Raw genomic sequence first — 26,634 nt, forward strand, 5'->3', positions numbered from 1 at the left:
CTTGCTCGAGCCCGGGGCAGCGGTATACAATGCCCGGCTTGCTCGCGCTGCGGGCATGACCTTGCTCCACGGCGGCTGTACAACAGTCCGACCGGGGGCTTTGCAGGCCGGGGTCATTCTGCCTCCGGGCCTGGGAATCCACAAGGAGTCGACAATGCGACATTATGAAATCGTTCTCCTGGTTCATCCGGACCAGAGCGAACAGGTGCCCGGTATGCTCGATCGCTACCGTGGCCTGATCGAAGAAAAGGGTGGCAGTGTCCACCGCAGTGAAGACTGGGGGCGTCTGCAGTTGGCCTTTACCATTGCCAAGTTGCACAAGGCGCACTACCTGATGCTCAATATCGAGTGCGACGCTGAAACCCTGGCCGAACTCGAGAGCACCTTCAAGTTCAATGATGCCATTCTGCGCCACCTGGTTGTGCGCAAGGACAAGGCCGAGACCGAGCCGTCGGTGATGCTCAAGCGCAAGGAAAGCAAGGACGAGCGCGACAGCGCCCGTCGCGAGCGCTCGGAAGAGAGCAGCCGTGGTGCGGGTGACAAGCCGGCGGACAAATCCGGTGACGATGCAGCTGCCGAAAAAACGGCTGCCAAGCCAGATGCAGCGGCGGACGAGAAGGCAGAAGAGCAGTCCGATGACCAGCCGGCTGCTGCCGCAGCGGACAACACTGACCAACAGGACAAGGCGGAGGGCTGACCGATGGCACGATTCATGAGAAGACGCAAGTTTTGCCGTTTCACGGTCGAAGGGATCGAGGAAATCGATTACAAGGACGTGGATCTGCTCAAGGATTTCATCGGCGAAACCGGCAAGATCGTGCCCAGCCGCATTACCGGCACCAAGGCACGCTATCAGCGCCAGCTGAGCACGGCCATCAAGCGGGCACGCTATCTGGCCCTGTTGCCGTATACCGATAACCACTGATCGCCTGAGGTGACGTCATGAAGCTGATTCTGCTTGAAAACATCTACAACCTCGGCGAGCTGGGCGACACGGTCAACGTGAGATCCGGTTACGGTCGCAACTTTCTGCTGCCGCGCGGCCTGGCCGTGCCGGCCACCAAGGCCAACGTCGAGGAGTTCGAGGCCCGCCGCGAGGAGCTGCAGCGCCAGGCCGATGAGCGCCTCGCCGCAGCCGAAGCGCGCAAGGAAGCCATCGACGCGCTCGAAGAGGTGCCGTTTGCGGTGCCGGTCAGCCCGGAAGGGCGTCTGTACGGCTCGATCAACCCGCACGAGATCGCCGGCAAGCTGACCGATCTGGGCTTTGCGGTGGAAAAGTCGGAGGTCGACATGCCCGAAGGCCCGATCCGCGAGCCCGGCGAATACACCGTCGGCCTGATCCTGCACGCCGATGTGCAAACCGAAGTCAAGGTCACGGTGACCGCAGCCGAAAGCTGATGAATCGAAACCCGGCGCACCGCGCCGGGTTCGGGTGGAAAACCACCGAGGAAGCCGATTCCGGGCGCTGTTGGTCGCATCCGGACCCTTTCGGTTGAATCGGTGGTTTTTCGTTGTTGCCGGGTGCGGGCACCAGCCGGTTGGCGAGCTGGCCCGAAACGGGTCTATACTGAGCGGCCATTCGCGCAGTAATCAAGCGGTAATTCCAGAGCAGTGGCAGAAGCGCAAATCACTCCCCTGAGCAACGTCAAGGCACCGCCCAACTCCAACGAGGCGGAGCAGTCGCTGCTCGGGGCGCTCATGCTGGGCCCCGATGTCTGGGACCGCGTTGCCGATCAGGTCGACGAGAGCGATTTCTATCGCCAGAATCACCGCTTGATCTTCCGCGCCATAGCCGAGCTGGCCAATGACGGGCAGCCCTGCGATGCGGTCACGGTGGCCGAGTGGTTTGCCCGCCACGGCAAGCTCGACAAGGTCGATTCCGGCGCCTACCTGACCATGCTCGCCAACGAAACGCCCGGGCCGGCCAATGCCGCCGGCTACGCGCACATCGTGCGTGAGAAGTCGATTCTGCGCCAGCTCATCCAGATCGGCACCGAGATTGCCGACAACGCGCTGCAGACCGCCGGCCGCAGCTCCAAGGAAGTGCTCGAGGAAGCCGAACAGCGGATTTACGCCATAGCCGACCAGGGCGCGCACACGGCATCGGGCTATGTGAGCGTGCGTGAGGTCATGTCCAGCGCCATGGATCTGCTGCACGAGCTGCAGCAGAACGAGGGCGACCTGACCGGGGTGCCCACCGGCTTTGCCGAGCTCGACAGCCGGACCTCCGGGCTGCAGGACACCGATCTGATCATCGTTGCCGGCCGCCCGTCCATGGGCAAGACCTCGCTGGCAATGAACATTGCCGAGCGTGCCGCCATTCGCCACAAGGTGCCGGTGGCGGTGTTCTCGATGGAAATGTCGGACACCCAGCTGGTGATGCGCCTGTTCTCCTCGCTGGGCCAGATCAATCAGGAGCGCCTCCGAACCGGCCGCCTGGAGGGTCAGGACTGGGTCAATCTTCGCTCTGCCATGACCCTGCTCAAGGGCGCCAACATCTTCATCGACCAGACCCCGTCGCTGACGCCCATCGACATGCGCGCCCGCGCGCGGCGCATGAAGCGCGAGCACGACATCGGCCTGATCGTGGTCGACTACCTGCAGTTGATGAAGGTGCCCGGCAGCGCCGAGAACCGCACCAACGAGATCAGCGAGATCTCGCGCAGCCTCAAGGCCCTGGCCAAGGAGCTGGAGGTGCCGGTCATCGCGCTGTCGCAGCTCAACCGCGCGCTCGAGCAGCGCCCGGACAAGCGGCCCAAGATGGCCGACCTGCGCGAGTCCGGCGCCATCGAACAGGATGCCGACCTGATCCTGTTCATCTACCGCGATGAGGTCTACAACGAAGACTCGCCGGACCGGGGCATTGCCGAGATCATCATCGGCAAGCACCGCAACGGCGCGACCGGCACTTTCAAGCTCGCTTTTCAGGGCGAGTTCGTCCGCTTTCGCGATTTCACGCCGGACCACTACGGCCAGGACGGCTGACCGGCCGGGGGGCATCCCATGGCGCGCAACACCATCGCCCACATAGATCCGACCGCGATTGCCCACAATCTCCAGCGGGTGCGCGAGTTCGCGCCCGCAAGCCGCGTCATGGCGGTGGTCAAGGCCGACGCCTACGGCCACCGTATCGACCTGTGCCTGCCCGCGCTCGAGCAGGCCGACATGCTGGCGGTGGCCACCATCGAGGAGGCCCGGGCCATTCGCCGATTGGGAAACGGTTTGCCGGTACTGCTGCTCGAGGGCGTCAGCACCTATGGTGACCTGGCCGTGGCCGCCGATCTCGGGCTGGAGCTGACCATTCATCACGCTCATCAGCTCGACGCACTCGAGCGTTTCGGGCGCTCGCCGGCCCGGCGCCTGTGGCTGAAGATCGATACCGGCATGCACCGCCTCGGCGTGCCCGTCGAAGCGGCGGTGGACATGCACGAGCGCCTGAGCGCGATTCCCGGCGTGCAGCAGGTCAACTGCATGAGCCATCTGGCCTGCGCCGAAGAACCGTCACACCCGCTCAACGCGCTGCAGCTCGAACGCTTTGGCCAGGCGACTGACGGACTCGAAGGCGAGCGTTGTCTGGCCAATTCGGCCGGGCTGATCAAACTGCCCGAAGCCCGCCTCGATTGGGTTCGGGCGGGTCTGCTGCTCTACGGCATCTCGCCGCTGCCCGGCCAGCCCGGGGCTGCGCTGGGCCTGGAGCCGGCCATGACCCTGAGCGCCGAGCTGGTGGCCGTCAACCGCGTGGCCGCCGGCGAGAGCATCGGCTACGGCGCGCGTTTCACGGCTGAGCGTGACATGACCGTAGGCGTGGCCGGCATTGGCTACGGCGACGGCTATCCCCGCAGCATGATCGACGGCGCGCCGGTGCTCGTCGACGGCAAGAGCTGCCGCATGTGCGGACGCGTTTCCATGGACATGATCACCATTGATCTGACGCCTTGTCCTGACGCCAGAGCAGGCGATGAAGTCGTGCTCTGGGGGCAGGGCGTTGCAATCGAAACAGCGGCCGAGGCGGCCGGGACCATTCCCTATGAACTGGTCTGCCGGATAACGCGTCGTGTTCGCTTCCGCAGCCGGGGCCGGTGAGGCTGAAAGGGGGAGGGTATGGCGCATGAGAGCTGGCGTACGCCAAGATGTCTACGCGTCGCGCGTTTGCGCAATTCTTCGATCGGGAGAGCTGCAGAGTTGGTGCCACGACAAGCGCTCTGGTGCTGAATTGGTGGCAGTAGCCCGCCGGTGCGGCGGCCGGCAAGAACAGCAAGGCTGTCCTTGACAGGCAGCTTTATCATTTGTAATCATTCGGTTATGGGGAATGAGGTGGCACACGTCTTATCGTCTAATTATGGTTGGCGTTGTTGCTGTTTTGGAAACCGAGCCGTAACAAGAGACGCGGCTTTGAAGGGGTAGGGAGATAAATATGTCTAAATTGGGTCTGTTTCTCATTGGTGTCCTACTTTTTACGCTTTCTTCGGTAGTGAAGGCTGATGAATGTGAGTATGATTTTTGTATTGAGGTTACTGGCTATATTGATGAGTCACGCTGTCTCAATGGGATACACGGGTCCCGCATGGTCTTCAGGCGACTTGCTTCCAAAGGCTGATGAGATTGAAGTGGGGCGTATGTACCAGTTAATTGTTAAAAACTTGGAGCGTATTGATACTGTTGGAGACGAAGATGTGGGCTGCCAGAACGTAGGGGCAGTGCGAAAAGGGGAAGCGGCGAACCAAATCGGTCCAAGATTGCCTTCTGTCAGCATAGGAGAAGCGGTTCGAATCAACTACGGCACTGGTGAATCTGAGTCTTTTGTTATCCAATGTAGGCACTGCAGTTTGCCTGCAGTTCCGATTTTCGGAACTTGTGAATAACGAAGCCATAGAACGGTGAATAGAAAGTTCATTGCAGTTGTTGGAAGTGTGCTGATTGTCGCTCTGGGAGTGGCTTATTTTGCTCAGCACGCTGCTCATGAGGTTGAGCCTGAAGCCGGGCAAGGCCGGCTTCAGGCCGTTCAAGAATCAGATCAAGGTTCTGTCGCGGCCATGGATCCAGGCGTTTCTGCGCCAGAAGCGGCAAAGGAGCCGGATGAGCCGGCAGCACGGCCATCGCAGGATCCAGCGCCTGAAGTAGATGGCGCAGTTGCCCTGCGCGAGTTGGTCAGGCAAGCCCAGGAAGCTGAGTCTGCACCTACTCGCATGGAGGAGTTGGCGGCTCTTGCGGAGTTCAACCCGGACCTTGCTGTAAAAAAAGTGAGTGAACTCAAGGATTTCTGCAGCTCGGAGAACATTGCCGCAGCGGAGCAACTTGGACACTCTCAAGCTTTAATGGCCGCCAGGAAAACCTATTGCAATGGTTACGATCAAACATCCGCAGACAGGATGCTGGAAGAGCTTTCCTCGATGTCTGAGCCAGGGGACGAGATAGACCGCATTGCTCGTGATGCCTACCTCGGTCCTCAGCACGAATTTTCGTCTCGCCTCGAGAGCGCTCCGAAAGCTGAACGTTCGGATGTTTTCACGGCGCTGGTAAGAAACGCGTCTACTCCCGATCAACTAATGGAGCTGATTCACATTAACCAGTCGCACGCCAGCCGCAACGGCGGAGTGCCTTTGTGGACCCTGGGGCGGGATTCATTACAGTTCCACCAGCAGGCAAGCCTGTTGAACGCTCAGAAGGTAGCCATTCTCTTGTTTTCTTGCCGACGTTTCGGGGGTTGCGGACCCAATCAGTATCCGCGACTGGTTCTTTGTTCAATCAATTTTCTGCGCGCCTGCTCTCCGGGAACATCGGTTCAGGACAATCTGCATCAAACCACGCCGCCGGCGGACTTCGAACTCGCTCGGAGCATGCTGATGAGACTGTAGGGATTGATTGCTCGGACATCTGCACGAGTCTTGGCATTCGGGCCAGGTACTTGCCGTGAGCCGGGGCCAATCTCTACCTGGCATAGTCTCCGAACACTTGAATTGACTCGTTCCAGCTTGAAACTGCGAATCTCGCTCACGCTCGCCAGTCGCTGCGTTCCTGCGGTAACATGAGCGGTCATATCAAAACCCAGAGCGACTTCATGGCGGGCAAGCTCTATATCCGCACCCACGGCTGCCAGATGAACGAGTACGACTCGGAAAAGATGGCCGACGTGCTGGCGGCCTCTCATGGCCTGGCGCTGACCGACAGCCCCGAAGAGGCCGACGTCATCCTGATCAACACCTGCTCGATTCGTGAAAGAGCGCAGGAGAAGGTGTTTTCCCAGCTTGGACGCTGGCGCCCGCTGAAAGAGGCCCGTCCCGACCTGGTGATCGGCGTGGCCGGCTGCGTGGCCAGCCAGGAGGGCGAGAACATCATCAAGCGTTCGCCATTTGTGGACATGGTGTTCGGTCCGCAGACCATTCATCGCCTGCCGGGCATGCTCGACAAGGTACGCCAGGCGGGCAAGCCGACCATCGATATCTCGTTTCCCGAGATCGAGAAATTCGATCACCTGCCCAGCCCCGGCAAGAGAGGCGGCAGCGCCTTCGTGTCGATCATGGAAGGCTGCTCCAAGTATTGCTCGTTCTGCGTGGTGCCCTACACCCGCGGCGAAGAAGTCAGCCGCCCGCTCGATGACGTGATTGCCGAGGTGGCCGAGCTGGCCGGGCAGGGCGTGGTCGAGATCAACCTGCTGGGGCAGAACGTGAATGCCTACCGCGGCCCGATGCACGACGGCGGCACCGCTGACCTGGCGCTGCTGATCCGCTATATCGACCACATCGACGGCATCGAGCGAATCCGTTTCACCACCTCGCATCCGGTGGAGTTTTCCGACAGCCTGATCGAGGCCTTCGGCGAGGTCTCGAAGCTGGCCAACTATCTGCACCTGCCGGTGCAGTCCGGCTCGGATCGTGTGCTGTCGCTGATGAAGCGCGGCCACACGATTCTGGAATACAAGCAGAAGATCCGCCGCCTGCGCGAGGTTCGCCCGGACATTACGCTGAGCTCGGATTTCATCATCGGTTTTCCGGGCGAGACCGAGCGCGATTTTCAGCAGACGCTCGATCTTGTGCGCGAGCTCGAGTTCGATCAGAGCTTCAGTTTCATCTACTCGGCGCGGCCCGGCACGCCGGCGGCTTCGTTCCCCGACAACGTGACCCTGGCCGAGAAGAAGGATCGTCTCCAGCGCCTTCAGGAGCAGCTCAACCTTCAGGCTCGCGGCTACGCCGAGGCCATGATCGGAACGCGCCAGCGGGTGGTGGTCGAAAACATCAGCCGCAAGGACGCCCGCGAGCTCGCCGGGCGCACCGAGAACAGCCGTATCGTCAACTTTCCCGGGCCGCCCGAGCTGGTCGGCCGGATGGTCGACGTCGTCATTACCGAGGTCATGAGCAATACCCTCCGGGGGCGCCTCGACAGCAAACAGGACGCGGCCGCTTAAATGTCCGCCGCCGCAGCCGAAAAGGCCGTCACGCTCGAGCTCGAGCCGGTCGACAACGAACGCCTGGCCAACCTCTGTGGCTATCTCGACGAACACATCAGCCTGATCGAAAAGCGGCTGGGCGTGGCGGTTGCCGCGCGTGGCAATCTGTTCAGCATCGAAGGCGAGCCCGATGCAGTGAGCGCGGCCCGGCGGGTATTACGTCAGCTCTATCGCCTGTCAGAGCGCGAGACCCTCAGCCCCGCCATTGTCAATCTGCAACTGCAGCAGTCCGGCCTTGACGAGCCCGAGAGCGACGATGTCGAGGTCGGCATCCGCACTCGTCGCGGCCTGATCCGCGGCCGCGGGCCCAACCAGAAGCGCTATCTCAGGCGCATCAGTGATTGCGACGTCAGCTTCGGCGTCGGGCCGGCCGGCACCGGCAAGACCTTTCTGGCGGTGGCCTGCGCCGTCGACGCGCTGGATTCGGACCGGGTTCAGCGCATCGTGCTGGTGCGCCCGGCGGTCGAGGCCGGCGAGCGGCTGGGCTTTCTGCCCGGCGACCTGGCTCAGAAGGTCGACCCCTACCTGCGGCCGCTGCACGACGCGCTCTACGAGATGCTGGGTTTCGAGAAGGCTGCGCGCCTGACCGAGCGCAATGTCATCGAGGTGGCTCCGCTGGCCTATATGCGCGGGCGCACGCTCAACGATGCCTTCGTCATTCTCGACGAGGCACAGAACACCACCTCCGAGCAGATGAAGATGTTTCTCACCCGCATCGGTTTTGGCTCGAAGGCGGTCATCACCGGGGATCTGACCCAGATCGACCTGCCGCCGAAGGTCAATTCCGGCCTGCGCCAGGCCATCGGTCTGCTCAAGGAAGTCGAGGGCGTGAGCACGACTTTTTTCGACGCCCGCGACGTGGTGCGCCATCCGATCGTGCGCCGCATCGTGGAGGCCTACGAGAACGCCGATGAGCAAGGCAAATGAGGCGGCCGCTGACGCCGGCCTGACCATCCAGCGCGCAAGCGCCAGCCGCAGGCTGCCGGAAGACGACGCCATACGCCGGTTTGCCCGCGCGGCACTGGCCGGCCTCTGCCAGCCGTTGTTGACGCTGCGGATCGTCGATGAACCCGAAGCGCGCGCGCTCAATCACCGCTGGCGGGGGCGTGATTACGCCACCAACGTGCTCAGCTTTCCTGCCGAGCTGCCATCGGGCACCGGCATCAATCTGCTCGGTGACATCGTGATCTGTGCCGCCGTGGTCGAGCGCGAAGCCGAAGAGCAGGGTAAATCCGTCGAAGCGCACTTTGCGCATCTGTTGCTTCACGGCATCTTGCATCTGCAGGGCTTCGACCATATTTCTGCTCAGCAGGCCGAAGCGATGGAGTCCCGGGAAATCGGGCTGCTGTCCGATCTGGGCTTTGCCAATCCGTATGCAAGTGATGACTATTGACCTTCCACCCAATCAACCGGTCGCCGCGGTCATGACCCGCTTCCGACCGCTCCGCTTTCCGACATGAACGAAGAATCCAGCGACAGTTCAAACGGCAGTAGCAGCGCCAGCTCGAAAGGCTGGCTGGAACGAATCGGACGCGCTTTCGGCAGCGAGCCGCGCAGCCGCGAGGACCTGATCGAATTGCTGCGCGATGTCAGCGGGCAGGGCCTGATCGAATCCGACACCCTGACCATGCTCGAAGGCGCACTCGAAGTCGACGAGCTGCAGGTACGCGACGTGATGGTGCCCAGATCACACATGGTGGTCATCGCCGACGGTGCATCGCTGGACGAGATTCTGCCGATCATCATCGAGTCGGGCCATTCGCGCTTTCCGGTGGTGGGCGAGCATCGTGACGAGGTCAAGGGCATTCTGCTGGCCAAGGACCTGCTCAAGGTGGTGGCCAGCGACAATGACATCGGTTTTGTCGAGGAGCTGGTGCGTGCGCCCGTCATCATCCCCGAATCCAAGCGCCTGAACGTGCTGCTGCGGGAGTTCCGGGTCAGCAAGAACCACATGGCGATCGTGGTCGATGAGTATGGCGGTGTTTCCGGGCTGATCACCATCGAGGACGTGCTCGAGGAGATCGTGGGCGACATCGATGACGAGCACGATGCCGAGGCGGTGGAGGATATTCAGCGCTGCGGCAACGGCAAGTATCTGGTGCAGGCGCTGACCGATATCGACGACTTCAACGAGTCCTTCGAAACCGACTTCAGCGATGATGAATACGACACCATCGGCGGGCTGGTGGTCGCCGAGTTCGGTCGTCTGCCGGAGTCCGGTGAGTCGGTGGCCATCGGCGGCTGGGATTTCGTCGTTACCGAGGCCGACGATCGTCGCCTGCATGCCGTGGAGGTGTCCCGGCGCTAGCGCGTGCCGGCGGCCAGCGCCCGTGATTGCCCGTCCTCTCTCCCGCATCCTGTTTCGCGCTCTGCTGGCGCTGGCGCTGTGCCAGGGGCTGGCGTTGACCGCACAGGCGCGGGAGGCCTGGCTGGTCACCTACGGGCCGGGGCAGGAGGTCTGGGAGCGCTTCGGACACAACGCCATCTGGCTGCGCGATGCCGAGCTGGGGCTGGATCACGTCTACAGCTTCGGTTATTTCGAGATGGACCGCCCGGGCTTCTACAGCGATTTTGCCCGCGGCATCATGAAGTATTTCGGCTCGGTGTCGTCGCCCGAGCGCGAGTTCGCTTTCTATCGCATGCGCGACCGCTCAATTCGTATCCAGCAGCTCGACCTTGACGCGGCTCGGTTTCGTGAACTTCACGGGCTGCTGCAGGAAAACGTCTTCCCGATACCGCAGTACTACGACTACGATTATTTCTTTGCCAACTGTTCGACCTGGCTGCGCGACCTGATCGATCAGGTGGTCGACGGACAGGTGCGACAGCAGCTCGAAGACCGGCCCGCCCGGCTCAATTTCCGCGATCATATCCGCCGCTACAATCAGGGCCGCCCGGCGCTGCACGCCGGCCTGATGTTGCTGCTGGGACCGATGGTCGACCGGCCACGCACCGCCTGGGAGGAAGGCTTCATTCCCGCAGCGCTTGCGGACTGGATGGCCACGATCACCGTCGACGGCAAGCCGCTGGTTGGCGAGGCCGAAGCGCTGTATGTTTCGCGCCAGCACGGCGCCCCGGATTACCCGGCGTCGCAATGGCCAGTCTACGGGGTGGTTTCACTGCTGCTGGCGGTACTGGTCGCCGTGGCCTTGCGCTTTGGCTCCGGTTTCTGGGGCCGGCTGCCCTGGCGGGCTGCGGTTGTGGCCATCGGGCTGTCGGGCGCGCTGGTCTTGCTGATGTGGTTCGGCAGCGGCCATGAGGTCGTTGACGACAACCGCGTGGTGTTGTTGCTCAACCCCGCCTGGCTGCTCATGCTGCTGCCGCTGCCCCGAGCACCGCGCATCGCGTTGTGGTGGCTGCTGGCGGCTGCAGCGCTGGCCGGCGCGGTGCTGCTGGCCAGTCCGGGCAGTCCGCAGCTGCGGCCGCAGGTCGTGGCCGGCTTGCTGCCGCTGCTCGCCGCGGTGTTCTGGGGCGCGCGGCGGTGCCTGCCTACAGCTGCAAAACCCGGTTGTGGCGCGGCAGCCGCTCGGGCTCGTGGCTGATCATGATCGTGGTTCGGTCTGCCAGCCATGCCTCGAGGCTGGATGACAGGCCGTCTGCCGTGGCTTGATCCAGCCCGGTCGTGGGTTCGTCCAGAATGACCGCCGGCGGGTCGATCAGCATCAGGCGGGCCAGGCCGATGCGGCGCTGCTCGCCGCCCGACAGGCTGGCCCCGCCTTCGTCCAGCCAGGTTGCGAGGCCATCATCAAGGCTTTCCAGCCAGTCAGCCAGGCCAGCGCGGCGCAACGCGCGCGCCATCTGCGCCCGATCGGCACCAGGGGCGGCCAGCTGCAGATTGGCGGCCAGCGTGTCGGCAAAGATCACCGGTTGCTGCGGCAGGTAGCCGATATGCCGTCGCAGGCTTTCGGGCCTGATCGTGCGCAGATCAAGCCCGCCGATGAAAACGGCCCCGTCCTGCGGATCTATCTGGCGCATCAGCAGCAGCGCAAGGGTGGTCTTGCCGCTGCCGCTCGGGCCGGAGATCAGCAGCCGTTCGCCCGCCGCGATTTCGAGGTCCAGACCGTCGATGACGGGGCGTGAGTTCGCCGCCCAGGCAAAGCGAACGCCCGCCATGCGGATGTCGGCAGGCGCAGCAGGGGCGGCGTTGGCACCGCCGGCGCTCAGTCGTGGCTGTGTTGCGGCCAGCTCGGCGACCCGCTGTGCTGCCAGCCGGGTCTGAGTCAGCTGGCGCCAGGCCGGCGGCAGCACCTGCCAGACTTCGTTCATGCCCAGCATGACGATGACCGCCATCACCGCGATCGGCGCGGAGATGCGGCCGTCGGAGGTGCCCTGAAGCACTGCCAGCAGCATGGCCCAGGCGGCGATGAAGCCGGCAGCGTTGGTCAGCAGGCGCCCCGCGGCATCGAGACGATCGAGCCGTCTTTGCTGCCCCACACGGGTCGAGGCCAGGGTTTCAAGCCGGCGGCCGTGGTCGTCGACGCGGTGTTCGGCCACCAGCGACTTGAGGCCTTCCAGGCTTTCGCTGCAATGGCGCCGCAGCTCGGGCTCGCCCTGGGCCAGCTGGCGGCCCGGCGTTCTGCCGGCCCGCCCCATCGCCGCGGTGATGGCCGCTCCCGTCAGGCCCAGGGCCAGGGTCACCACCGCGGCCTGGGACGAGACCAGGAGCCGCAGGACGAGGGCAAGGCCCAGGGTGGTCACGGCCGCTGCGATCAGCGGCCCGGCCACGCCGGCAAACAAGTGGTCGAGAGCTTCGACATCGCGGGTCAGGCGATTGAGCGTGTCGCCGCGCCGCAGTCGGCGCAGCTGCAGTTCATCGAGACGCAGCAGACGGCCCAGAAGCTTCAATCGCAGTGCGGCCAGCAGTCCCAGCGTTGCACGGTGTGTTGCCAGGCGCTCGCCGTAGCGCGCCAGGGTACGCGTGATTGCCGCCAGGCGAATGCCGCCGCCGGGCGTGAAGATGTCGAGCATGGCAATGGCGCCCAGGCCGGTCAGGGCGCTGGCGGTGATCAGCCAGCCCGAGAGTCCGAGCAGAGCCAGCCCGGCGATGGTCGACGCCAGCATCAGGGCCACACCCAGGGCCAGCCAGCGCCAGTGCCGCCGCCAGGCGGGCCCGAGCAGCTGTCGCAACTTCATGGCGCAGCCTCCCTGAGGTGGCCGCCGTCGAGCTCCAGGATGCGCTCGGCCCATTCGGCTGCAGCCGGATCATGGCTGGCGCAGATGATGGTCGGCCCGGCGCCTTGCGAGAGCGCTCCGAGCGTGGCCCATAGCGTGGCAGCGGTGGCGGCATCGAGGCTGGCGGTGGGTTCGTCGAGCAAAAGCAGCGGGCGCGGTTGCAGCAGGGTGCGCGCCAGCAGCAGCCGACGGGCCTGTCCGCCCGACAGCCCTTCGCCGGAGGCGCGAATGGTGGTCGCCAGGCCGTGGGGCAGATCGGCGATCCAGCCATCGAGGCCGGCGGCCGCAGCGGCGGCTGCCAGCTCGTGGTCGCCGGCGTCGGGTTTCGACAGGCGGAGGTTGTCGGCCAGTGTGCCCTCGAAAAGCCCACCTTGCTGGCCCATCCAGCCGCGCAGCGAGGCCAGCGTGTGGGCGTCGATGCGCTCCAGCTCGACGCCGTCGATGCGCAGGCAGCCCGAGTCGGCGGTCAGAAAGCCGCCGATCAGGTCGAGCAGGGTGGATTTGCCGCTGCCGCTGGGGCCGCGAATCAGCACCCGCTGGCCGGGGTTGATGCGGAAGTCGAGGCGGTCAAGCACCGTGCCGCGGCCGGGGCGCGACAGCGACAGCCCGCGGCCTTCGATCCGGCAGGCGCGACCGGGCTTGACTGCCGCCGGGTCTTCGGGCTCGCGGCGTGCCGGCGGTGTTTCCAGGATCGCGCGGATCGCGCCGGCGGCGGCCAGCGAGTCGGCCCGGTCGTGCCAGGCCTGCGAGAGCTGGCGCAGGGGCAGGAAGTACTCCGGCGCCAGCAGCAGCACGAACAGGCCGCTTTGGAGCGTCAGCGCCGGCGCCGGGCCGAACTCGATATGCCCGAGCAGACCCAGGCCGACGTAGATGGCCACGGCGGCGATCGCCACCGAGCTGAAGAATTCGAGCGCGGCGGTCGACAGGAAGGCGATCTTGAGCACCGCCAGGGTGCGCTGACGGAAACGCTCGATCAGTGCCTCCAGCCGGCCGAGCACGTGCGCCTCGCTGCCGAAGCGGCGAATGGTGTCGAGTCCGCGCAGGCGATCGAGAAAAACGCCGCCGAGGCGAACCAGCTCGCGCTGCTGGTCGCGGCTGGCCTGCTCGGCGCCCCAGCCGATCAGCGCCATGAACAGCGGGATCAGCGGCGCGGCCAGGGCAAGAAACAGGCCGGCGAGCCAGTCCTGCCAGAACACGGCGATCAGCAGTACCGGAATGATCACGACCGCGGCGATGCGCTGCGGCAGGAATTGCCCGTACCACTTTTCCAGCAGGTCGACCTGTTCGATCAGCGTGGTCGACAGAGATCCGACGCCGCTGCGGGCGGCAAAGGCCGGGCCGGCGTCGGCGATATGCGTGAACAGCCGCGGCCGCAGGCGGGCCCGGACCACGGCGGCGGCGTCGGCGGCCAGCCAGCGGCGCGCGGAGTCGACCAGCGCGCGGCCGAGAAAGATCGCCAGCAGGGCGGCCAGTGAGGGCGCGAGCTCGCCTGGTGTTCTTTCAGCGAGCAGGGCGTCGGAGACGATGGCCGCCAGCAGCCACGCCTGAGCCGCTGTCAGCGCCGCCTGCAGCGCGGTCAGCGCCATCAGGCGGGCGCGAAAGCCGGCGGGTTCCTGCGCCGTCAGCCAATCATTGTCTGTCTGCCCTGCGTGAGTGATGCTGGCGTGTCCGGCTGGTCAGTGACTGTAGCCTTCGCCGGGTTTGACCTTGCCGCGGAACACCCAGTAGGTCCAGGCCGTATAGCCCAGTATGATGGGCAAGAGAAACAGTACGCCCAGCAGCAAGAACAGCTGCGTTCCGGGGTCGGATGCCGCGTCCCAGAAGGTGTGCTCCGGCGGCACGGCCCAGGGCCACATGGACGCCAGCAGCCCGAGATAGAACAGCGCGAACAGCGTCATCGAGCCGATGAAGGGCGCGACATCCGAGCGCTGCCGGAGTTTGCGATAAATCCAGGCGGCAGACGCCACGGCCAGAATCGGAAAGGCCCACAGCACCGACACCTGATCGAACCAGCGCGCACGCACGTGTTCGCTGGTCAGCGGTGTCCAGACGCTGACGACGATGAAGAAGACCATGACCACTGCCAGCAGCGCGGGCGCCATGCGGCAGGCCCAGTCGCGGGTCTCACCTTCGGTCTTGAGAATGGTCCAGGTTGCGCCCAGCAGGGCATAGCCGGCAATCACGCCCAGGCCGGTCATGACGGTAAACGGCGTCAGCCAGTCGAACGTTCCGCCAACGTAGGAAAAACCCTCGACCTCGAAGCCCTGAATGTAGGCACCAACGACGGCGCCCTGGACAAAGGAGGCGACGGTCGAACCGAGCCAGAAGGAGCGGTCCCACCAGTGGCGGTGGTGCTCGTGCGACTTGAAGCGGAACTCGAAGGCAATGCCGCGGAAGATCAGGCCGGCCAGCAGCAGGAAGACACCGATATAGAGCGCCGGAAGAAACACAGCGTAGACCATCGGGAAGGCCGCGAGCAGGCCGGCGCCACCAAGGATCAGCCAGGTCTCGTTACCGTCCCACACCGGGGCGACGGAGTTCATCAGATCGTCGCGCGCCCGATCGTCAGGCGCAAAGGGGAAAAGAATGCCGACGCCCAGGTCGAAGCCGTCCATCAGGACGTACATGAAAACGCCCAGGCCGATGACGAAAACCCAGATCAGGGTCAGATCGAGCAGTTCCATGATCTTCAGCTCCTTGTCTCGGGGTGCGAAGCGGTCGGCTCGTCCACGGCCGACCAGGGTCGTTTGGGGTGCGCGCCGTCATGCTCCGGCTCTTCGGGGTCGGCCGCCGGCCCGAGGACGATCACCCGGCGCAGATATGTCAGCCCGGCGGTGAAAACGACGGCATACACCGCGATGTAGCCCAGGAGCGTAGCCAGCACCACGCCGCCGCCGAGCGACGGCGTGACGCCTTCGCTGACGCGCATCAGGTCCTGGACGATCCAGGGCTGGCGGCCGATTTCAGTCACGAACCAGCCTGCAATCACGGCGATGAAAGGCAGCGGTGGCATCCATGAAATGAGGCGTAGCAGCCGTGGTGAATGCTCGAGACGGCGGCGCAGCACCTGGACCGCGCCGGCAACCGCCACGGCGATGAAGATCAGGCCCAGGCCGACCATGACGCGGAAGCTCCAGAAGACGATGCCGACCGGCGGTCGATCCTCGCGTGCCACCGCCTTGAGCCCCGGCACCTCGCCATCGGCGCTGTGGGTCAGGATCAGGCTGCCCAGGCGGGGAATGCCGATCTCGAAATGATTCTTTTCGGCGGCGGCATCGGGCACGGCAAACAGGATCAGGGGCGCACCGCGCTGGGTCTCCCAGTGCGCTTCCATGGCCGAGACCTTGGCCGGCTGATGCTCCAGCGTGTTGAGTCCGTGCAGGTCACCAATCAGCAGCTGCAGCGGCGTGGCGATGGCCAGCAGCAGCAGACTCATCTTCAGCGCCGTCAGGCTGCTGTTGCGGTGGCGGCCCCGGAGCAGGTACCAGGCGCTGACGCCGGCGACGACGAACCCGCCACAGATGAAGGAGGCCAAGACCATATGCGCAAACCGGTAGGGCAGCGAGGCGTTGAAAATCGCCTGAACCCATGAAGTCACGCTGAAGGTGCCGTCGACCATTTCCACCCCGGCCGGCGTCTGCATCCAGCTGTTGGCGGCGAGAATCCAGAAAGCCGACATGAACGTGCCGAATGCGACCATGCAGGCCGAAAACAGATGCGCGCCGGCCGGCACCTTGTCGCGCCCGAACAGCAAGACGCCCAGAAACGTCGCCTCGAGGAAGAAGGCGGTGACCACCTCGTAGCTGAGCATCGGGCCGAAGAAATTGGCCGCCTGATAGGAAAATACGCTCCAGTTGGTGCCGAACTGGAACGACATGACGATGCCCGAGACCACGCCCATGCCGAAGACCAGGGCAAAGACCTTGGTCCAGAATTGCGACAGGCGCAGATAGACCGGGCGTCGTGTGCGATAGAAAAGCCCTTCGAGCACCGCGATATAAGAGGCCAGCCCGATGGTGAAGACCGGGAAGATGGCGTGAAATGACACCACGAAGGCAAACTGGATTCTAGACAGAAGAAGCGGGTCCAGCTCCATGGTTGGTGGCTCCTTTTCCGGCTTGTGGTCCCTGCATTATAAGCCCCTAATATAATATATGGGCGATGCATCTATCGGACTGAGGGTTTTGCGTTCTCCGCTTGGCTACTGGATCGTGATCATGATGTGGCGCCGATGCGGCCGGTAGCGGTGTTCCCACAAGAAGATACCCTGCCAGGTGCCCAGCGCCAGCGCGCCCGCGCGGACCGGGATGGTGAGCTCGGTATGCGTCAGCGCCAGGCGCACATGGGCGGCCATGTCGTCGTCCCCTTCGGCGCGGTGGCGGAAGCGGGCGTCGCCGTCGGGTACCAGGTCGGTGAAGAAGGTCTCGAGGTCGCGCTGAACGTCCGGGTCGGCATTTTCGTTGATCAGCAGCGAGGCCGAAGTATGTTTCAGAAAGACGTGGCACAGTCCGGTCGTGATGCCACTGGCGGTGACCTCGGCGGCAATGCGGTCGCTGATGTCGATCAGTCCGCGCCCGCTGGTGTCGATTACAAGCTCGTTCTGGTGCATGTCAATGGCTTTGACTGGTCAGTTCGGCCAGCAGTTCCGCCTGATGAGCCTCGACCAGCGGCGCGATCACGCTTTCGAGCTCGCCGTCGATGATCTTGTCCAGGTCGTACACCGTCAGGTTGATGCGGTGATCGGTGACCCGGCCCTGCGGAAAGTTGTAGGTGCGGATACGTTCGGAGCGATCACCGGAGCCGACCTGCAGCTTGCGCTCGGCCGCCCGTTCGTCGCGCTGCTGCTGCACCTGGGCTTCGAGCAGGCGGGCGTTGAGCAGGCTCATGGCGCGCGCACGATTCTTGTGCTGCGAGCGCTCGTCCTGGCATTCCACGACGATGCCGGTCGGCAGGTGAGTAATGCGAATGGCCGAGTCGGTGGTGTTGACGTGCTGACCACCGGCGCCGGAGGAGCGATAGGTGTCGACGCGCAGCTCGCTGGGGTCGATATCGACCGATTCGATGTCGTCGGTTTCGGGCAGAATGGCGACGGTACAGGCCGAGGTGTGAACCCGGCCCTGGGATTCGGTCTCGGGCACGCGCTGGACACGATGCACGCCTGACTCGAACTTCAGCCGCGACCAGGCGCCCTTGCCGATGATGCGCGCGATCACTTCCCGGAAGCCGCCGGCCTCGCTCTCCTGGGCCGACATGATTTCCACCTGCCAGCCGCGCCGCTCGGCGTAGCGCGCGTACATGCGCAGCAGATCGCCGGCGAAGATGCCGGCCTCCTGACCGCCGGTGCCGGCGCGCACCTCGAGAAAGATGTTGTGCTCGTCGTTGGGATCTCGCGGCAGCAGCAGCCGCTGCAGCTGCTGCTCGAGCGATGCGGTTTCTGCTGCCAGAGAATCGAGCTCGTCGCGCGCCAGCTGGCGCATTTCGTCGTCGCCGCCCTCGAGCAGCTCCTGTGCCTCTTCCATGGCCGATTCGTTGTTGCGGTAGCGCTGCCAGACCCCGATGACCGGTTCGAGCTCGGCATACTCGCGCGAGAGCTTCTGGAACTGGTGGCGATCGCCGATCACTTCGGGGCTGGCGAGGAGCTGCTCGACCTCTTCAAAGCGCTCCCCGGCCTCGGCGAGTCGCTGACGCATGCCTTGGTTCATTGATCGTCGTCCGTGAAATAGAAGCGTGCGGCGGCCAGCAAGTCTTCGTCGCCGGCTTCAGCCGCCTGTCTGATGCGAATGCTCGGTCCGTGCAGCAGGCGGTTGACCAGCCGGTGCGACAGCTTGCGCATGACCGCTTCGGGATCTGCGCCGCGCTGAAGTTCCCGTTGTGCGCGCTCGAGCAGCTGGTCGCGCTCGCCCTGTGCCCGCTGACGCAGATTCCGGAGCGTGGTTGAAGTGCCCTGCAGTCGCAGCCAGCGCTCGAAGGTGGCCACTTCCGACTCGACAATGGCGTTGGCCTCCTGAAGCGCCTGCTGCCGTTGCTGCTGAGCCGACTCCACGATCGCGCGCAGGTCATCGATGGTATACAGATACAGATCGTTCAGGCTGGCGCTGTCAGCGCTGATGTTTCGCGGCACCGACAAATCGAGCGCAAACATCGGCTGCTGGCGTCTGGCGCGCAGCGCCTCGCGAAACATCGGTCGGTCGATGATGGCTCGGGGGCTGCCGGTGCAGGCGATGATCAGGTCACTTTCGGCCAGCAGCTCGGGCAGCTCGTCGAGCGCAGCGGCCCGCGCCTCGAAACGTTCGGCCAGGTCGCTGGCCCGTTCGGCGCTGCGGTTGGCGATGGTGAGCGCATTCAGTCCGCTGGCATGGAAATGCGTGGCGCAGTCCTCGATCATCTCGCCGGCGCCAATCAACAGGACTCGCAGGGAATCCAGGCTGCCGAAAATCTGTCGGGCCAGGCGCATTGCGGCGAAGGGCAGGGTGACCGGATCGCGCCCGATGCCGGTTTCACTGCGTACGCGCTTGGACGCGGCGAAAGCGTGCTGGAACATGCGATCGAGCCTGCTGTCCAGTGTTCTGGCGCTCTGCGCCTGCTGCCACGCTTGTTTGGCCTGCCCGCCGACCTGCGGCTCGCCGATGATCATCGAGTCCATGCCGGAAATGACCTTGATCAGGTGGTAGGTACAGGCGGCGTGTTCAAGCTGATAGATGTGTTCGCGGAACTGGCCGGGCGCAAGCCCGTGCCATTGGTGTAACCAATCCGTTACGCTGCGCGTGATAGCCTGTTGCGACGAGATATAGAGCTCGGTTCGGTTGCAGGTGCTCAGGATACTGCAGCCCTCCACACCGGGCACTGCCGAAAGCGAGGCCAGCGCCTCGGGCAGCGCTTCGGCCGCGAAAGCCACTCGTTCGCGGATGCTGATCGGCGCAGTCTGGTGGCTGATTCCCAGGGTGAAAAGCGACATGCAGGACCGGTTCATGGACAAACTGACAATTTTCCTACTCGCCGCTCGGCAGTGCAAGCTGACCTTGCTGGCCGGCAGCCTGTGCCTGTTGCTCGGAGCCTGCGCCAGCATGAGCCCGGAGCAGGACGGAGATGACGACCTCGACGCTGCGGCGTCGCCGTCGGCGGAAGCGATGTTTCATATCGCCACCGCCGAGCGTCTGGTTGACGTGGGCGAGTATGCATCGGCGCTCGAGGAGTACCTGGCAGCGGCACGCGCTTCCAGCGACCCCGAGGTGGCCCGGATGGTCACCCGCCTGGCCGTGCAGCTCGACAGCTGGTCGATAGCGAGCGCGGCCGCCGAGCGCTGGCTGGCGCTGGATGACGATGCCGATTCCGCCCACCACGTGCGTATTATAGCGCGGGTCAACCGCTCTCAGCCGGACGAAGCGATGGCCGCCATGACCGAGTGGCTCGATCGGGAGCATTCGGCCGAGTCGCCGGATTGGTGGCGTCGCGCGGCCATGCTGCTGGCGGCAACCGGTAATGCCGAGGCGGCCGGGGCAGTGTTCGACCGCCTGCAGCGCGCCCGCGGCGAGCAGGCGCCGGTAGGTGAACTGGCCCACGCCCGCAGCATTCTCCACCGGCGGCTGGGCGAGCCAGGCGTTGCATTTGCCGAAGCGCTGGAGGCCGCCGAGGCCAGCGGCCAGATCGATCATCTGATCTGGGCGGCCGAGCTGGCGGTTGACAGCGACGATTTCGAACAGGCCCTGACGCTGTATCGACAGGCGCGGGTCAGCCATCCCGAAGACTTTTCTCTGGCGCTGGCAGAAGCTGAAGTGCTGCGACAGCTCGAACGCCAGGATGAAGCGGTGGAGCTCTTGGAAGAATTGCCCGACAGCACCGGCACGCTGTATACCCTGGGTGTGTATCTGACCCAGCTGGGACACGAAGCCCGGGCCGAAGCTGCGTGGCAGCGCCTGCGCGGTCTGCCCGAGTCGGAGTGGGGCGACAGCCATGCATTTCTGGTGGCCCGCCTGGCCGAGCTGATGGGCCACGATCAGGCCGCACTGAACTGGTACCAACGTGTGTCCGACCCGGCGCGCAAGCAGGAGTCGCTGCTTCGCCGCGCCGTCACCCTGGGCCGGCTCGGGCGGGTTGACGCCGGCCGGGCGCTGCTTGCCGAGCTGCGTGAAGGTGCTGAGCATGACCTGGTGCTCGATACCTGGCTGATCGAGGCGGAAATGCTGCGCAGCAACGGTCGAGCCGAAGACGCGATTGCCATGTTGCGCAAGCCACTGATGGACAACGCGAGCAACACCGACCTGCTGTACGCGCGTGCGCTCAGCGCGGCAACCGCCGGCGATGTCGATCTTGCCGAGCAGGATTTGCGCCGGGTCATCCAGATGGACTCGGATCATGCGATGGCGTTGAATGCGCTTGGCTACACGCTGACCGATCAGACCGATCGGCACCAGGAGGCCTATCGCCTGATCAAGCGAGCGCTGGAACTCGACCCCGACGATGTTGCGACCCTCGACTCGATGGGCTGGGTGCTCTACAAGCTGGGACGTGGTGAAGAAGCTCTCGATTATCTTCGCCGGGCGCTGGAAGGCAGCCCCGATGCGGAAATCATGGCGCATCTGATTGAGGTGCTCGATCAGACCGGGCACGGTGAAGAAGCCGGACGCTTGAGCGAGCATGCGCTGGCCAGGCATCCCGACGATGGCTATCTGCGCGCCACGCTCGAGCGTCTGGATCGTCTGCAGTGACAGCCCACAGCGCGTATTGCCTGCGCCTTTCGGCGCTGCTCGGCCTGTGCCTGTTGCTGAGTGCCTGCGCCACGCGTGAGCCGCGCCCGGCCGGTGCCTGGCTGGCGGAGCGCGAGGCATGGTTTGCCGAACATCCCAACTGGCATATCTCTGGCCGGGTCGGGCTCTACGATGGTCGGCGTGGCGGCTCGCTCGGCTTCAGTTGGCAGGCCGAGGGCGACGCGCACCGGATTCACCTGCGCACCACGGCTGGCGGCCGTCAGTGGCGGCTGTGGTTCGCCCCGCAAGGCGCCAGGCTGAAGGGCAGCGATGTGGGGCAACTGGCGGGCGCAACACCCGATCCGCTGGTCGAGCAGGCCGTTGGCTGGCCGATTCCGGTGGCTGCACTGGCCTGGTGGATTCGCGGCCTGGTGCCGCCCGGAGGCGGTGACGTCCGCTTTGCCGACGACGGTACCCTTCAGGGCGTGACCGGGGCGGACTGGACGCTCGAATATCAGCGCTTCGAGCAAATCGACGCCAGGCTTCTGCCCACCCGTCTGGAGGCGCACTCGGGCGACTATCGCGTCAGGATAGTGATTGGCGAGTGGCAGTTCGAAGGCCCGGAATGACAGCCGCTACGGACGTTTTTCCGGCGCCAGGATTTTGCGCCGGCAGGTGGGGGTCGAAGCGCAGCGAAAAATCGTTATAATGACGACCGCAGCGATCGATGACACTCACGCAGTGCGTCGGCGCAAAAGGTTTCACCTTGCAGGGACGTCGCCAAGCTGGTTAAGGCACGGGGTTTTGATCCCCGCATTCGCAGGTTCGAGTCCTGCCGTCCCTGCCATTTTTCAGCCGCAATCAAGAAGGGTGTTTTCTTGAGTCATCCATCGCTGATGGTATTTGCCGGGAATGCGAACCCGGAGCTTGCCCAGGCCATCGCTGAAAACCTGGGTGTGCCGATGGGGCGCGCCAACGTCGGGCGCTTCAGCGACGGGGAAGTCATGGTCGAGATCATGGAAAATGTTCGCGGCCGCGATATCTACCTGGTTCAGCCAACCTGCCAGCCAGCAGCAGAGAACTTCATGGAGCTGCTGGTCATGATCGACGCCCTCAAGCGCGCTTCGGCCTACCGGGTGACGACGATCATTCCCTATTTTGGCTATGCCCGCCAGGATCGCCGCCCGCGTTCCTCGCGCGTACCCATTACAGCCAAAGTGGCCGCGCGCATGATTTCCACGGCCGGCACCGACCGCGTGGTCACCGTCGACCTGCACGCCGATCAGATTCAGGGTTTTTTCGACGTGCCGGTAGACAACGTCTACGCCTCGCCGCTGACCCTGGCCGACATCTGGAAGCACTACACCTCAGAGGAAATCATCGTCGTCTCGCCTGACGTGGGCGGCGTCGTGCGCGCCCGCGCCATCGCCAAGCGTCTGGATTGCGAGCTGGCCATCATCGACAAGCGCAGGCCGCATGCCAACGAAGCGACGGTGATGAACCTCATCGGTGATGTCGACGGCAAGATCTGCGTGCTCGTCGACGACATGATTGATACCGCCGGCACGCTCTGTTCAGCCGCCGGCGCGCTCAAGGAAAAAGGCGCGGTGAAAGTCGTGGCCTACTGCGTCCATCCGGTGTTGTCGGGCAAGGCAATTGACAACATCAACAACTCGAGCCTTGATGAGATCGTGGTTACCGACACCATCCCCCTGAGCGACGCCGCCCGCGATACCGGCCGCATTCGCCAGCTTTCGGTAGCCCAGATGCTGGCCGAGACCATGCGCCGCATGGCCGAAGGCGAGTCGGTCAGCTCGCTTTACGTCGACTGATAAGTCGTTAAGTGTGAAGTGTGAAGTGTGAAGTGTGAAGTGTGAAGTGTGAAGGGGAAAGTGGCAGGGGAAAGGTGTGAGGCGTGAGATGTGAGGTGTGAGGCAACAGCTTGAAACCCGACTCAGCAGGCCATCTTTTTACACTTCACACTTAAACACTTAAACACTTAAACACTTCCCACTATCCTCCCTTAGTTATATCCAATCATCACCGCGATGACCATGGCGACGGCCGCAGCCGCCAGCAGCTTGAGAATCAGCGGAAACACGAAGCGAAACCAGCGTTCGTAGGGAATGCCCGCCAGGCCGATGATGCCCATCAGTACCGGGTTGGTCGGTACGATCATGTTCATGAAGCCGTCGCCGAACTGGTAGGCCAGCACCGACACCTGTCGGCTGATGCCCACCAGATCGCCGATCGGCGCCATCAGCGGCATGGTCAGGTAGGCCTGTCCGCTGCCCGAGGACACGAAGATGTTCATCAGCGACTGGATGCCGAGCATGCCGACGGCCGACAGCTCGGCGGGCAGGTCGATCAGCGGGCTGGCCAGGCCGTTGACGATGGTATGCAGTACCTGGCCGTCTTCCAGGATCAGCGCGATCGAACGGGCAAAGCCGATGAGGATCGCGGTGCCGGCCAGCTCCGAGGCGCCCAGAGAAAACCTTTTTGCCAGCTCGTCGAACGACATCCCCGCGATCAGGGCGACGACTATCGACAGGGCGATGAACATCGCGCCAAGCTCGATCAGATACCAATCGTGGCCGATGATGCCGTAGACGAGCACAGCAAGCGCGGCCAGGGTGGCCACCAGAATTGCGACGCGCCGTCCGGTCATGGCCGGCAGCTCTTCCTCATCGGGCGGCTGGGCCGATTCGATGCCGTAAACCAGGCTGGCTTCCGGATCCTGCTGAACCTTGCGCGCATAGGCCCAGACGTGGTGAATGCCGATGGCCAGAAACGGCCAGAAGATGACGGCGCGGTAGCCCATCCCCGAGGCAGGCTGCAGCTCGGCGATATCCTGGGCGATGATGAGTGTGAAGGGGTTCATCAGGGTAGCGCCGTAGCCGACGCAGTAGCCGACGACCATGATGCCGATGGCGGCGACCGTGTCCATGCGCATGGCCACGCACAGCGAGATCAGAATGGCGGCCAGGGGGATGTACTCCTCGGCCATGCCCAGCGTGGCCGAGGCGGCGGCAAACAGGAACACACCCAGGGAAATCAGCCAGAAGGCGCTGTCGCCGACCTGACGGATGATCGTGCCCAGGAATGCCTCGATGGCACCGGTGTGACGGATGACCGCCAGCGCACCACCGATGATCAGCACGAAGAATATGATGCCCTGCACATCGGCCATTGCCCGGGGCACGGCGGTGAACAGCTCCCAGGGCGAGAGCCGGCCGCCTTCTTCGATCAGGTCGAATGTGCCGGGCTGCACCACCTCGCGGCCCTGCTCGTTGGTGAGCGTCTCGAAGCTGCCGGCCGGCAGCACCCAGGTCAGCGCCAGGGCGACGATCATCATGATGAACATCAGCACCAGCGTGTGCGGCATCTTCAGCGTTTTGGGCATGGTCCCCGATCTCCCTTGAAGGCGGGCGGCCAGGCGCCGGGCCGGAGTCGGCCCATGCCTGCCTGCAAGCGCGCTATTCTGGCAGAAAGGCGCCGGCCTGTCATCGTTGCGGGCCAGTGCCGTGGCGGCTCAGGATGCGCAGCCTGATGGAATTGACGCCCAGTGGCGTTGTCGCCAGACTTGAAAGGGTAGAGTAGACAATCGCTACAACGGAGTGGTCTCATGCAAGCACGCGATATCGCGAAACACCTCGAGCAGTCTGATTTTTTCCATGATCTGGAAGCCGAGCATCGTGACTGGCTGGCCCAGCATGCCAGGGAAACGGCGTTTGATGATGGTCAACTCATCGTCAAGCACGGCGACGAAGCCGATCGCTTCTTTCTGGTTCTGGAAGGCGAACTGGTGGTCGAGGTGCCGGCTCTGACCGGACCGAGCCTGGAAATCGCCCGCCTGGGAACAGGCAAGTACTTCGGCTGGTCCTGGCTTATCGAGCCCTATCGCTGGCATTTCAACGCCCGGGCCTCGGGTGAGACCCGGGTGCTGAATTTTGATGGCCCGGCGATTCTCGAGCGCGCAGAGAGTGAGCCGCGGTTCGGCTATGCCTTGCTCAGGCGGTTTTCGGCGCTGATGGGGACGCGCTTGGAGTCGGCCCAGCGCAAGATGATGGATCAGTGGGCGCCCGCCGGGCTGCCGTAAGCGCCTGATCCAGGTCGGTCCACAGGTCGTCGGCCTCTTCCAGGCCGACCGACAGCCGCAGCAGGCCCTCGCCGATACCGCCTGACTCGCGCCCCTGTTCGGAAACGACGCGATGGGTCAGGCCGGCGGGGTGCTGAATCAGCGTGTCCACCGAGCCGAGGCTGACGGCCGGCATCATCAGCGATACGTTTTGCATTACCGCAGCGGCGGCGGGGTAGCCGGCCTTCAGCTCGAAGGCAAGAATGCAGCCGCCACCGCTCATCTGCCGCTCCAGCAGCGCGCGCTGAGCCGAGGTGTTCCGGCCGGGGTAAAACACCTGTTTTACGTCGGCGTGGCCGGCCAGCCGCTCGGCCAGCTCCCCGGCCGTGTGCTGTGCGCGCTCGACGCGCAGCTTCAGCGTCGGCAGGCTGCGGTGAAGCAGATAGGCGGCCCAGGGGTGCATCAGGGCGCCCGTGGCCACACGAACCTGTCGCAGGCCGGCGGCCATCGACTCGCTGCAGGCCACGACGCCGGCAATCACGTCGCCGTGTCCGCCAAGAAACTTGGTCGCGCTATGGAGCACCATCGCCGCACCCATTGCCAGTGGCTGCTGCAGAACCGGTGTTGCGAAAGTGGAGTCGACCACCACCGGCACATCGCCGGCCTGGCGCACGACATCGGCAATGTCGACCAGCTCCAAGGTCGGGTTTGCCGGCGTCTCGATGAGGACAAAAGCCGTCTTTTCGGAGAGGCTTTCGGCGACCTTGTCGGCGGTGGTCCACTTCACCCGGCTGCCAAGCAGTCCGCTTTCAAGCAGGTGGTCGTTGGTGCCGTAAATCGGACGCACCGCGACGATTTCCCGCCCGCGCTCCTGCGTGGCCAGCACAATGGCGGTCAGTGCTGCCATGCCGGAGGCAAAACCCACGGCGGCTTCGGCGTCTTCCAGCCGGGCCAGGGCTTTCTCGAATCGCGCAACGGTCGGGTTGAGCAGGCGCGCGTAGACAGGGTTGTCGGCATCCTCCTGGCCGGCAACCAGAGCATCGAGGCTGGCGGTGCCGGTTTCCAGGTTCTGCAGAGGATAGGTTGTCGACAGATCGACGGGCAGGGCGTGGACGCCCAGCTCACGCAGATCCTCACGGCCGGCGTGTACGCCCAGCGTGTGGTTGTAGTGGCTCATTGACGTATTCCCGAGTGGTTCAATTGCGCACAGTTTAGCGTTATATTCGTGTTTTCTGGTGCAAAACGAATAAGTAGCG

The 26,634-nt window shown here is 64.1% G+C and carries 23 protein-coding genes, 1 tRNA gene and 1 pseudogene; 16 read left to right on the plus strand and 9 right to left on the minus strand.

Translation table 11 applies throughout. From position 1 onward, the window contains the following. Positions 1-154: 154 nt before the first annotated feature. The 11 genes and pseudogenes from rpsF to ACEWQZ_RS10365 all read left to right on the plus strand — a co-directional run. Positions 155-568 (plus strand): annotated as a pseudogene (rpsF, locus tag ACEWQZ_RS10315) (30S ribosomal protein S6); the annotation flags it as partial. A 132-nt stretch (positions 569-700) separates the two neighbouring features. Next, positions 701-925 carry a 30S ribosomal protein S18 gene (gene rpsR / locus ACEWQZ_RS10320; protein ID WP_476483004.1) on the plus strand — a complete coding sequence of 75 codons (225 nt, stop codon included), beginning with the start codon at positions 701-703 and terminating at the stop codon, positions 923-925. 17 nt (positions 926-942) lie between these two features. After that, the gene (gene rplI / locus ACEWQZ_RS10325; protein WP_476483005.1) at positions 943-1,398 is read left to right on the plus strand and encodes a 50S ribosomal protein L9; all 456 of its coding nucleotides are present in this window, start codon (positions 943-945) and stop codon (positions 1,396-1,398) included. A gap of 228 nt (positions 1,399-1,626) precedes the next feature. Then, entirely contained in the window at positions 1,627-2,985 is a 1,359-nt protein-coding gene (dnaB, locus tag ACEWQZ_RS10330) for a replicative DNA helicase (protein WP_476483183.1), read from the plus strand. Between the two features lie 18 nt (positions 2,986-3,003). Beyond that, a complete protein-coding gene (gene alr / locus ACEWQZ_RS10335) occupies positions 3,004-4,083 on the plus strand; it encodes an alanine racemase (protein ID WP_476483006.1) in 1,080 nt (359 codons plus the stop codon). A 794-nt stretch (positions 4,084-4,877) separates the two neighbouring features. Continuing rightward, positions 4,878-5,855 (plus strand): hypothetical protein, encoded by a 978-nt coding sequence (locus ACEWQZ_RS10340; RefSeq protein ID WP_476483007.1) that lies wholly within the window; start codon positions 4,878-4,880, stop codon positions 5,853-5,855. 203 nt (positions 5,856-6,058) lie between these two features. Beyond that, positions 6,059-7,402: a tRNA (N6-isopentenyl adenosine(37)-C2)-methylthiotransferase MiaB gene (gene miaB, locus ACEWQZ_RS10345; RefSeq protein WP_476483184.1), complete on the plus strand. Its 1,344-nt coding sequence runs from the start codon at positions 6,059-6,061 to the stop codon at positions 7,400-7,402. Further along, positions 7,403-8,371, plus strand: coding sequence for a PhoH family protein (locus ACEWQZ_RS10350; RefSeq protein WP_476483008.1), 969 nt, complete (start codon positions 7,403-7,405; stop codon positions 8,369-8,371). It begins immediately after the preceding gene. After that, positions 8,355-8,837: an rRNA maturation RNase YbeY gene (gene ybeY / locus ACEWQZ_RS10355; protein ID WP_476483009.1), complete on the plus strand. Its 483-nt coding sequence runs from the start codon at positions 8,355-8,357 to the stop codon at positions 8,835-8,837. The genes ACEWQZ_RS10350 and ybeY overlap by 17 nt, the downstream gene beginning before the upstream one ends. Positions 8,838-8,900: 63 nt before the next feature. After that, positions 8,901-9,752 (plus strand): HlyC/CorC family transporter, encoded by an 852-nt coding sequence (locus ACEWQZ_RS10360; RefSeq protein WP_476483010.1) that lies wholly within the window; start codon positions 8,901-8,903, stop codon positions 9,750-9,752. Positions 9,753-9,774: 22 nt separating this feature from the next. Further along, on the plus strand, positions 9,775-10,986 hold the full coding sequence (locus ACEWQZ_RS10365; RefSeq protein WP_476483011.1) for a lipoprotein N-acyltransferase Lnb domain-containing protein: 1,212 nt from the start codon (positions 9,775-9,777) through the stop codon (positions 10,984-10,986). On the opposite strand, the gene cydC is transcribed toward ACEWQZ_RS10365, so the two are convergent. The 7 genes from cydC to hemA all read right to left on the minus strand — a co-directional run bounded on the left by cydC (position 10,934) and on the right by hemA (position 19,571). Then, the gene (gene cydC / locus ACEWQZ_RS10370) at positions 10,934-12,577 is read right to left on the minus strand and encodes a thiol reductant ABC exporter subunit CydC (protein ID WP_476483012.1); all 1,644 of its coding nucleotides are present in this window, start codon (positions 12,575-12,577) and stop codon (positions 10,934-10,936) included. The genes ACEWQZ_RS10365 and cydC overlap by 53 nt on opposite strands. After that, a complete protein-coding gene (gene cydD / locus ACEWQZ_RS10375) occupies positions 12,574-14,202 on the minus strand; it encodes a thiol reductant ABC exporter subunit CydD (protein WP_476483013.1) in 1,629 nt (542 codons plus the stop codon). Before cydD ends, cydC begins: the two co-directional genes overlap by 4 nt. 90 nt (positions 14,203-14,292) lie before the next feature. Next, the gene (cydB, locus tag ACEWQZ_RS10380) at positions 14,293-15,300 is read right to left on the minus strand and encodes a cytochrome d ubiquinol oxidase subunit II (RefSeq protein WP_476483014.1); all 1,008 of its coding nucleotides are present in this window, start codon (positions 15,298-15,300) and stop codon (positions 14,293-14,295) included. A gap of 5 nt (positions 15,301-15,305) precedes the next feature. Further along, positions 15,306-16,712, minus strand: a complete 1,407-nt coding sequence (locus ACEWQZ_RS10385) for a cytochrome ubiquinol oxidase subunit I (protein ID WP_476483015.1) — start codon at positions 16,710-16,712, stop codon at positions 15,306-15,308. 105 nt (positions 16,713-16,817) lie between these two features. Further along, a complete protein-coding gene (locus ACEWQZ_RS10390) occupies positions 16,818-17,231 on the minus strand; it encodes a secondary thiamine-phosphate synthase enzyme YjbQ (RefSeq protein ID WP_476483185.1) in 414 nt (137 codons plus the stop codon). Continuing rightward, on the minus strand, positions 17,227-18,318 hold the full coding sequence (gene prfA / locus ACEWQZ_RS10395; protein WP_476483016.1) for a peptide chain release factor 1: 1,092 nt from the start codon (positions 18,316-18,318) through the stop codon (positions 17,227-17,229). Before prfA ends, ACEWQZ_RS10390 begins: the two co-directional genes overlap by 5 nt. Then, positions 18,315-19,571: a glutamyl-tRNA reductase gene (gene hemA, locus ACEWQZ_RS10400; protein ID WP_476483017.1), complete on the minus strand. Its 1,257-nt coding sequence runs from the start codon at positions 19,569-19,571 to the stop codon at positions 18,315-18,317. The genes prfA and hemA overlap by 4 nt, the downstream gene beginning before the upstream one ends. Before the next feature lie 13 nt (positions 19,572-19,584). On the opposite strand from hemA, the gene ACEWQZ_RS10405 reads away from it, so the two are divergent. The 4 genes from ACEWQZ_RS10405 (at position 19,585) to ACEWQZ_RS10420 (ending at position 23,132) form a co-directional block, all read left to right on the plus strand. Beyond that, entirely contained in the window at positions 19,585-21,321 is a 1,737-nt protein-coding gene (locus ACEWQZ_RS10405; protein ID WP_476483018.1) for a tetratricopeptide repeat protein, read from the plus strand. Then, positions 21,318-21,929 carry a lipoprotein insertase outer membrane protein LolB gene (lolB, locus tag ACEWQZ_RS10410; RefSeq protein WP_476483019.1) on the plus strand — a complete coding sequence of 204 codons (612 nt, stop codon included), beginning with the start codon at positions 21,318-21,320 and terminating at the stop codon, positions 21,927-21,929. Before ACEWQZ_RS10405 ends, lolB begins: the two co-directional genes overlap by 4 nt. Positions 21,930-22,070: 141 nt before the next feature. Then, a tRNA-Gln gene (locus ACEWQZ_RS10415) sits at positions 22,071-22,147 on the plus strand. Positions 22,148-22,178: 31 nt separating this feature from the next. Continuing rightward, positions 22,179-23,132 carry a ribose-phosphate diphosphokinase gene (locus ACEWQZ_RS10420; RefSeq protein ID WP_476483020.1) on the plus strand — a complete coding sequence of 318 codons (954 nt, stop codon included), beginning with the start codon at positions 22,179-22,181 and terminating at the stop codon, positions 23,130-23,132. A gap of 191 nt (positions 23,133-23,323) precedes the next feature. Here the strand turns inward: ACEWQZ_RS10420 and ACEWQZ_RS10425 are convergent, their stop codons facing one another. Continuing rightward, positions 23,324-24,703 (minus strand): YfcC family protein, encoded by a 1,380-nt coding sequence (locus ACEWQZ_RS10425; protein ID WP_476483021.1) that lies wholly within the window; start codon positions 24,701-24,703, stop codon positions 23,324-23,326. Between the two features lie 222 nt (positions 24,704-24,925). Between ACEWQZ_RS10425 and ACEWQZ_RS10430 the strand changes: the two genes are divergently transcribed. Then, positions 24,926-25,399 carry a cyclic nucleotide-binding domain-containing protein gene (locus tag ACEWQZ_RS10430; protein ID WP_476483022.1) on the plus strand — a complete coding sequence of 158 codons (474 nt, stop codon included), beginning with the start codon at positions 24,926-24,928 and terminating at the stop codon, positions 25,397-25,399. On the opposite strand, the gene ACEWQZ_RS10435 is transcribed toward ACEWQZ_RS10430, so the two are convergent. After that, positions 25,311-26,555 (minus strand): trans-sulfuration enzyme family protein, encoded by a 1,245-nt coding sequence (locus tag ACEWQZ_RS10435; RefSeq protein ID WP_476483023.1) that lies wholly within the window; start codon positions 26,553-26,555, stop codon positions 25,311-25,313. The two genes, ACEWQZ_RS10430 and ACEWQZ_RS10435, sit on opposite strands and share 89 nt — an antisense overlap. Positions 26,556-26,634 lie beyond the last annotated feature (79 nt).

This window comes from Wenzhouxiangella sp. YN1 (assembly GCF_056324145.1).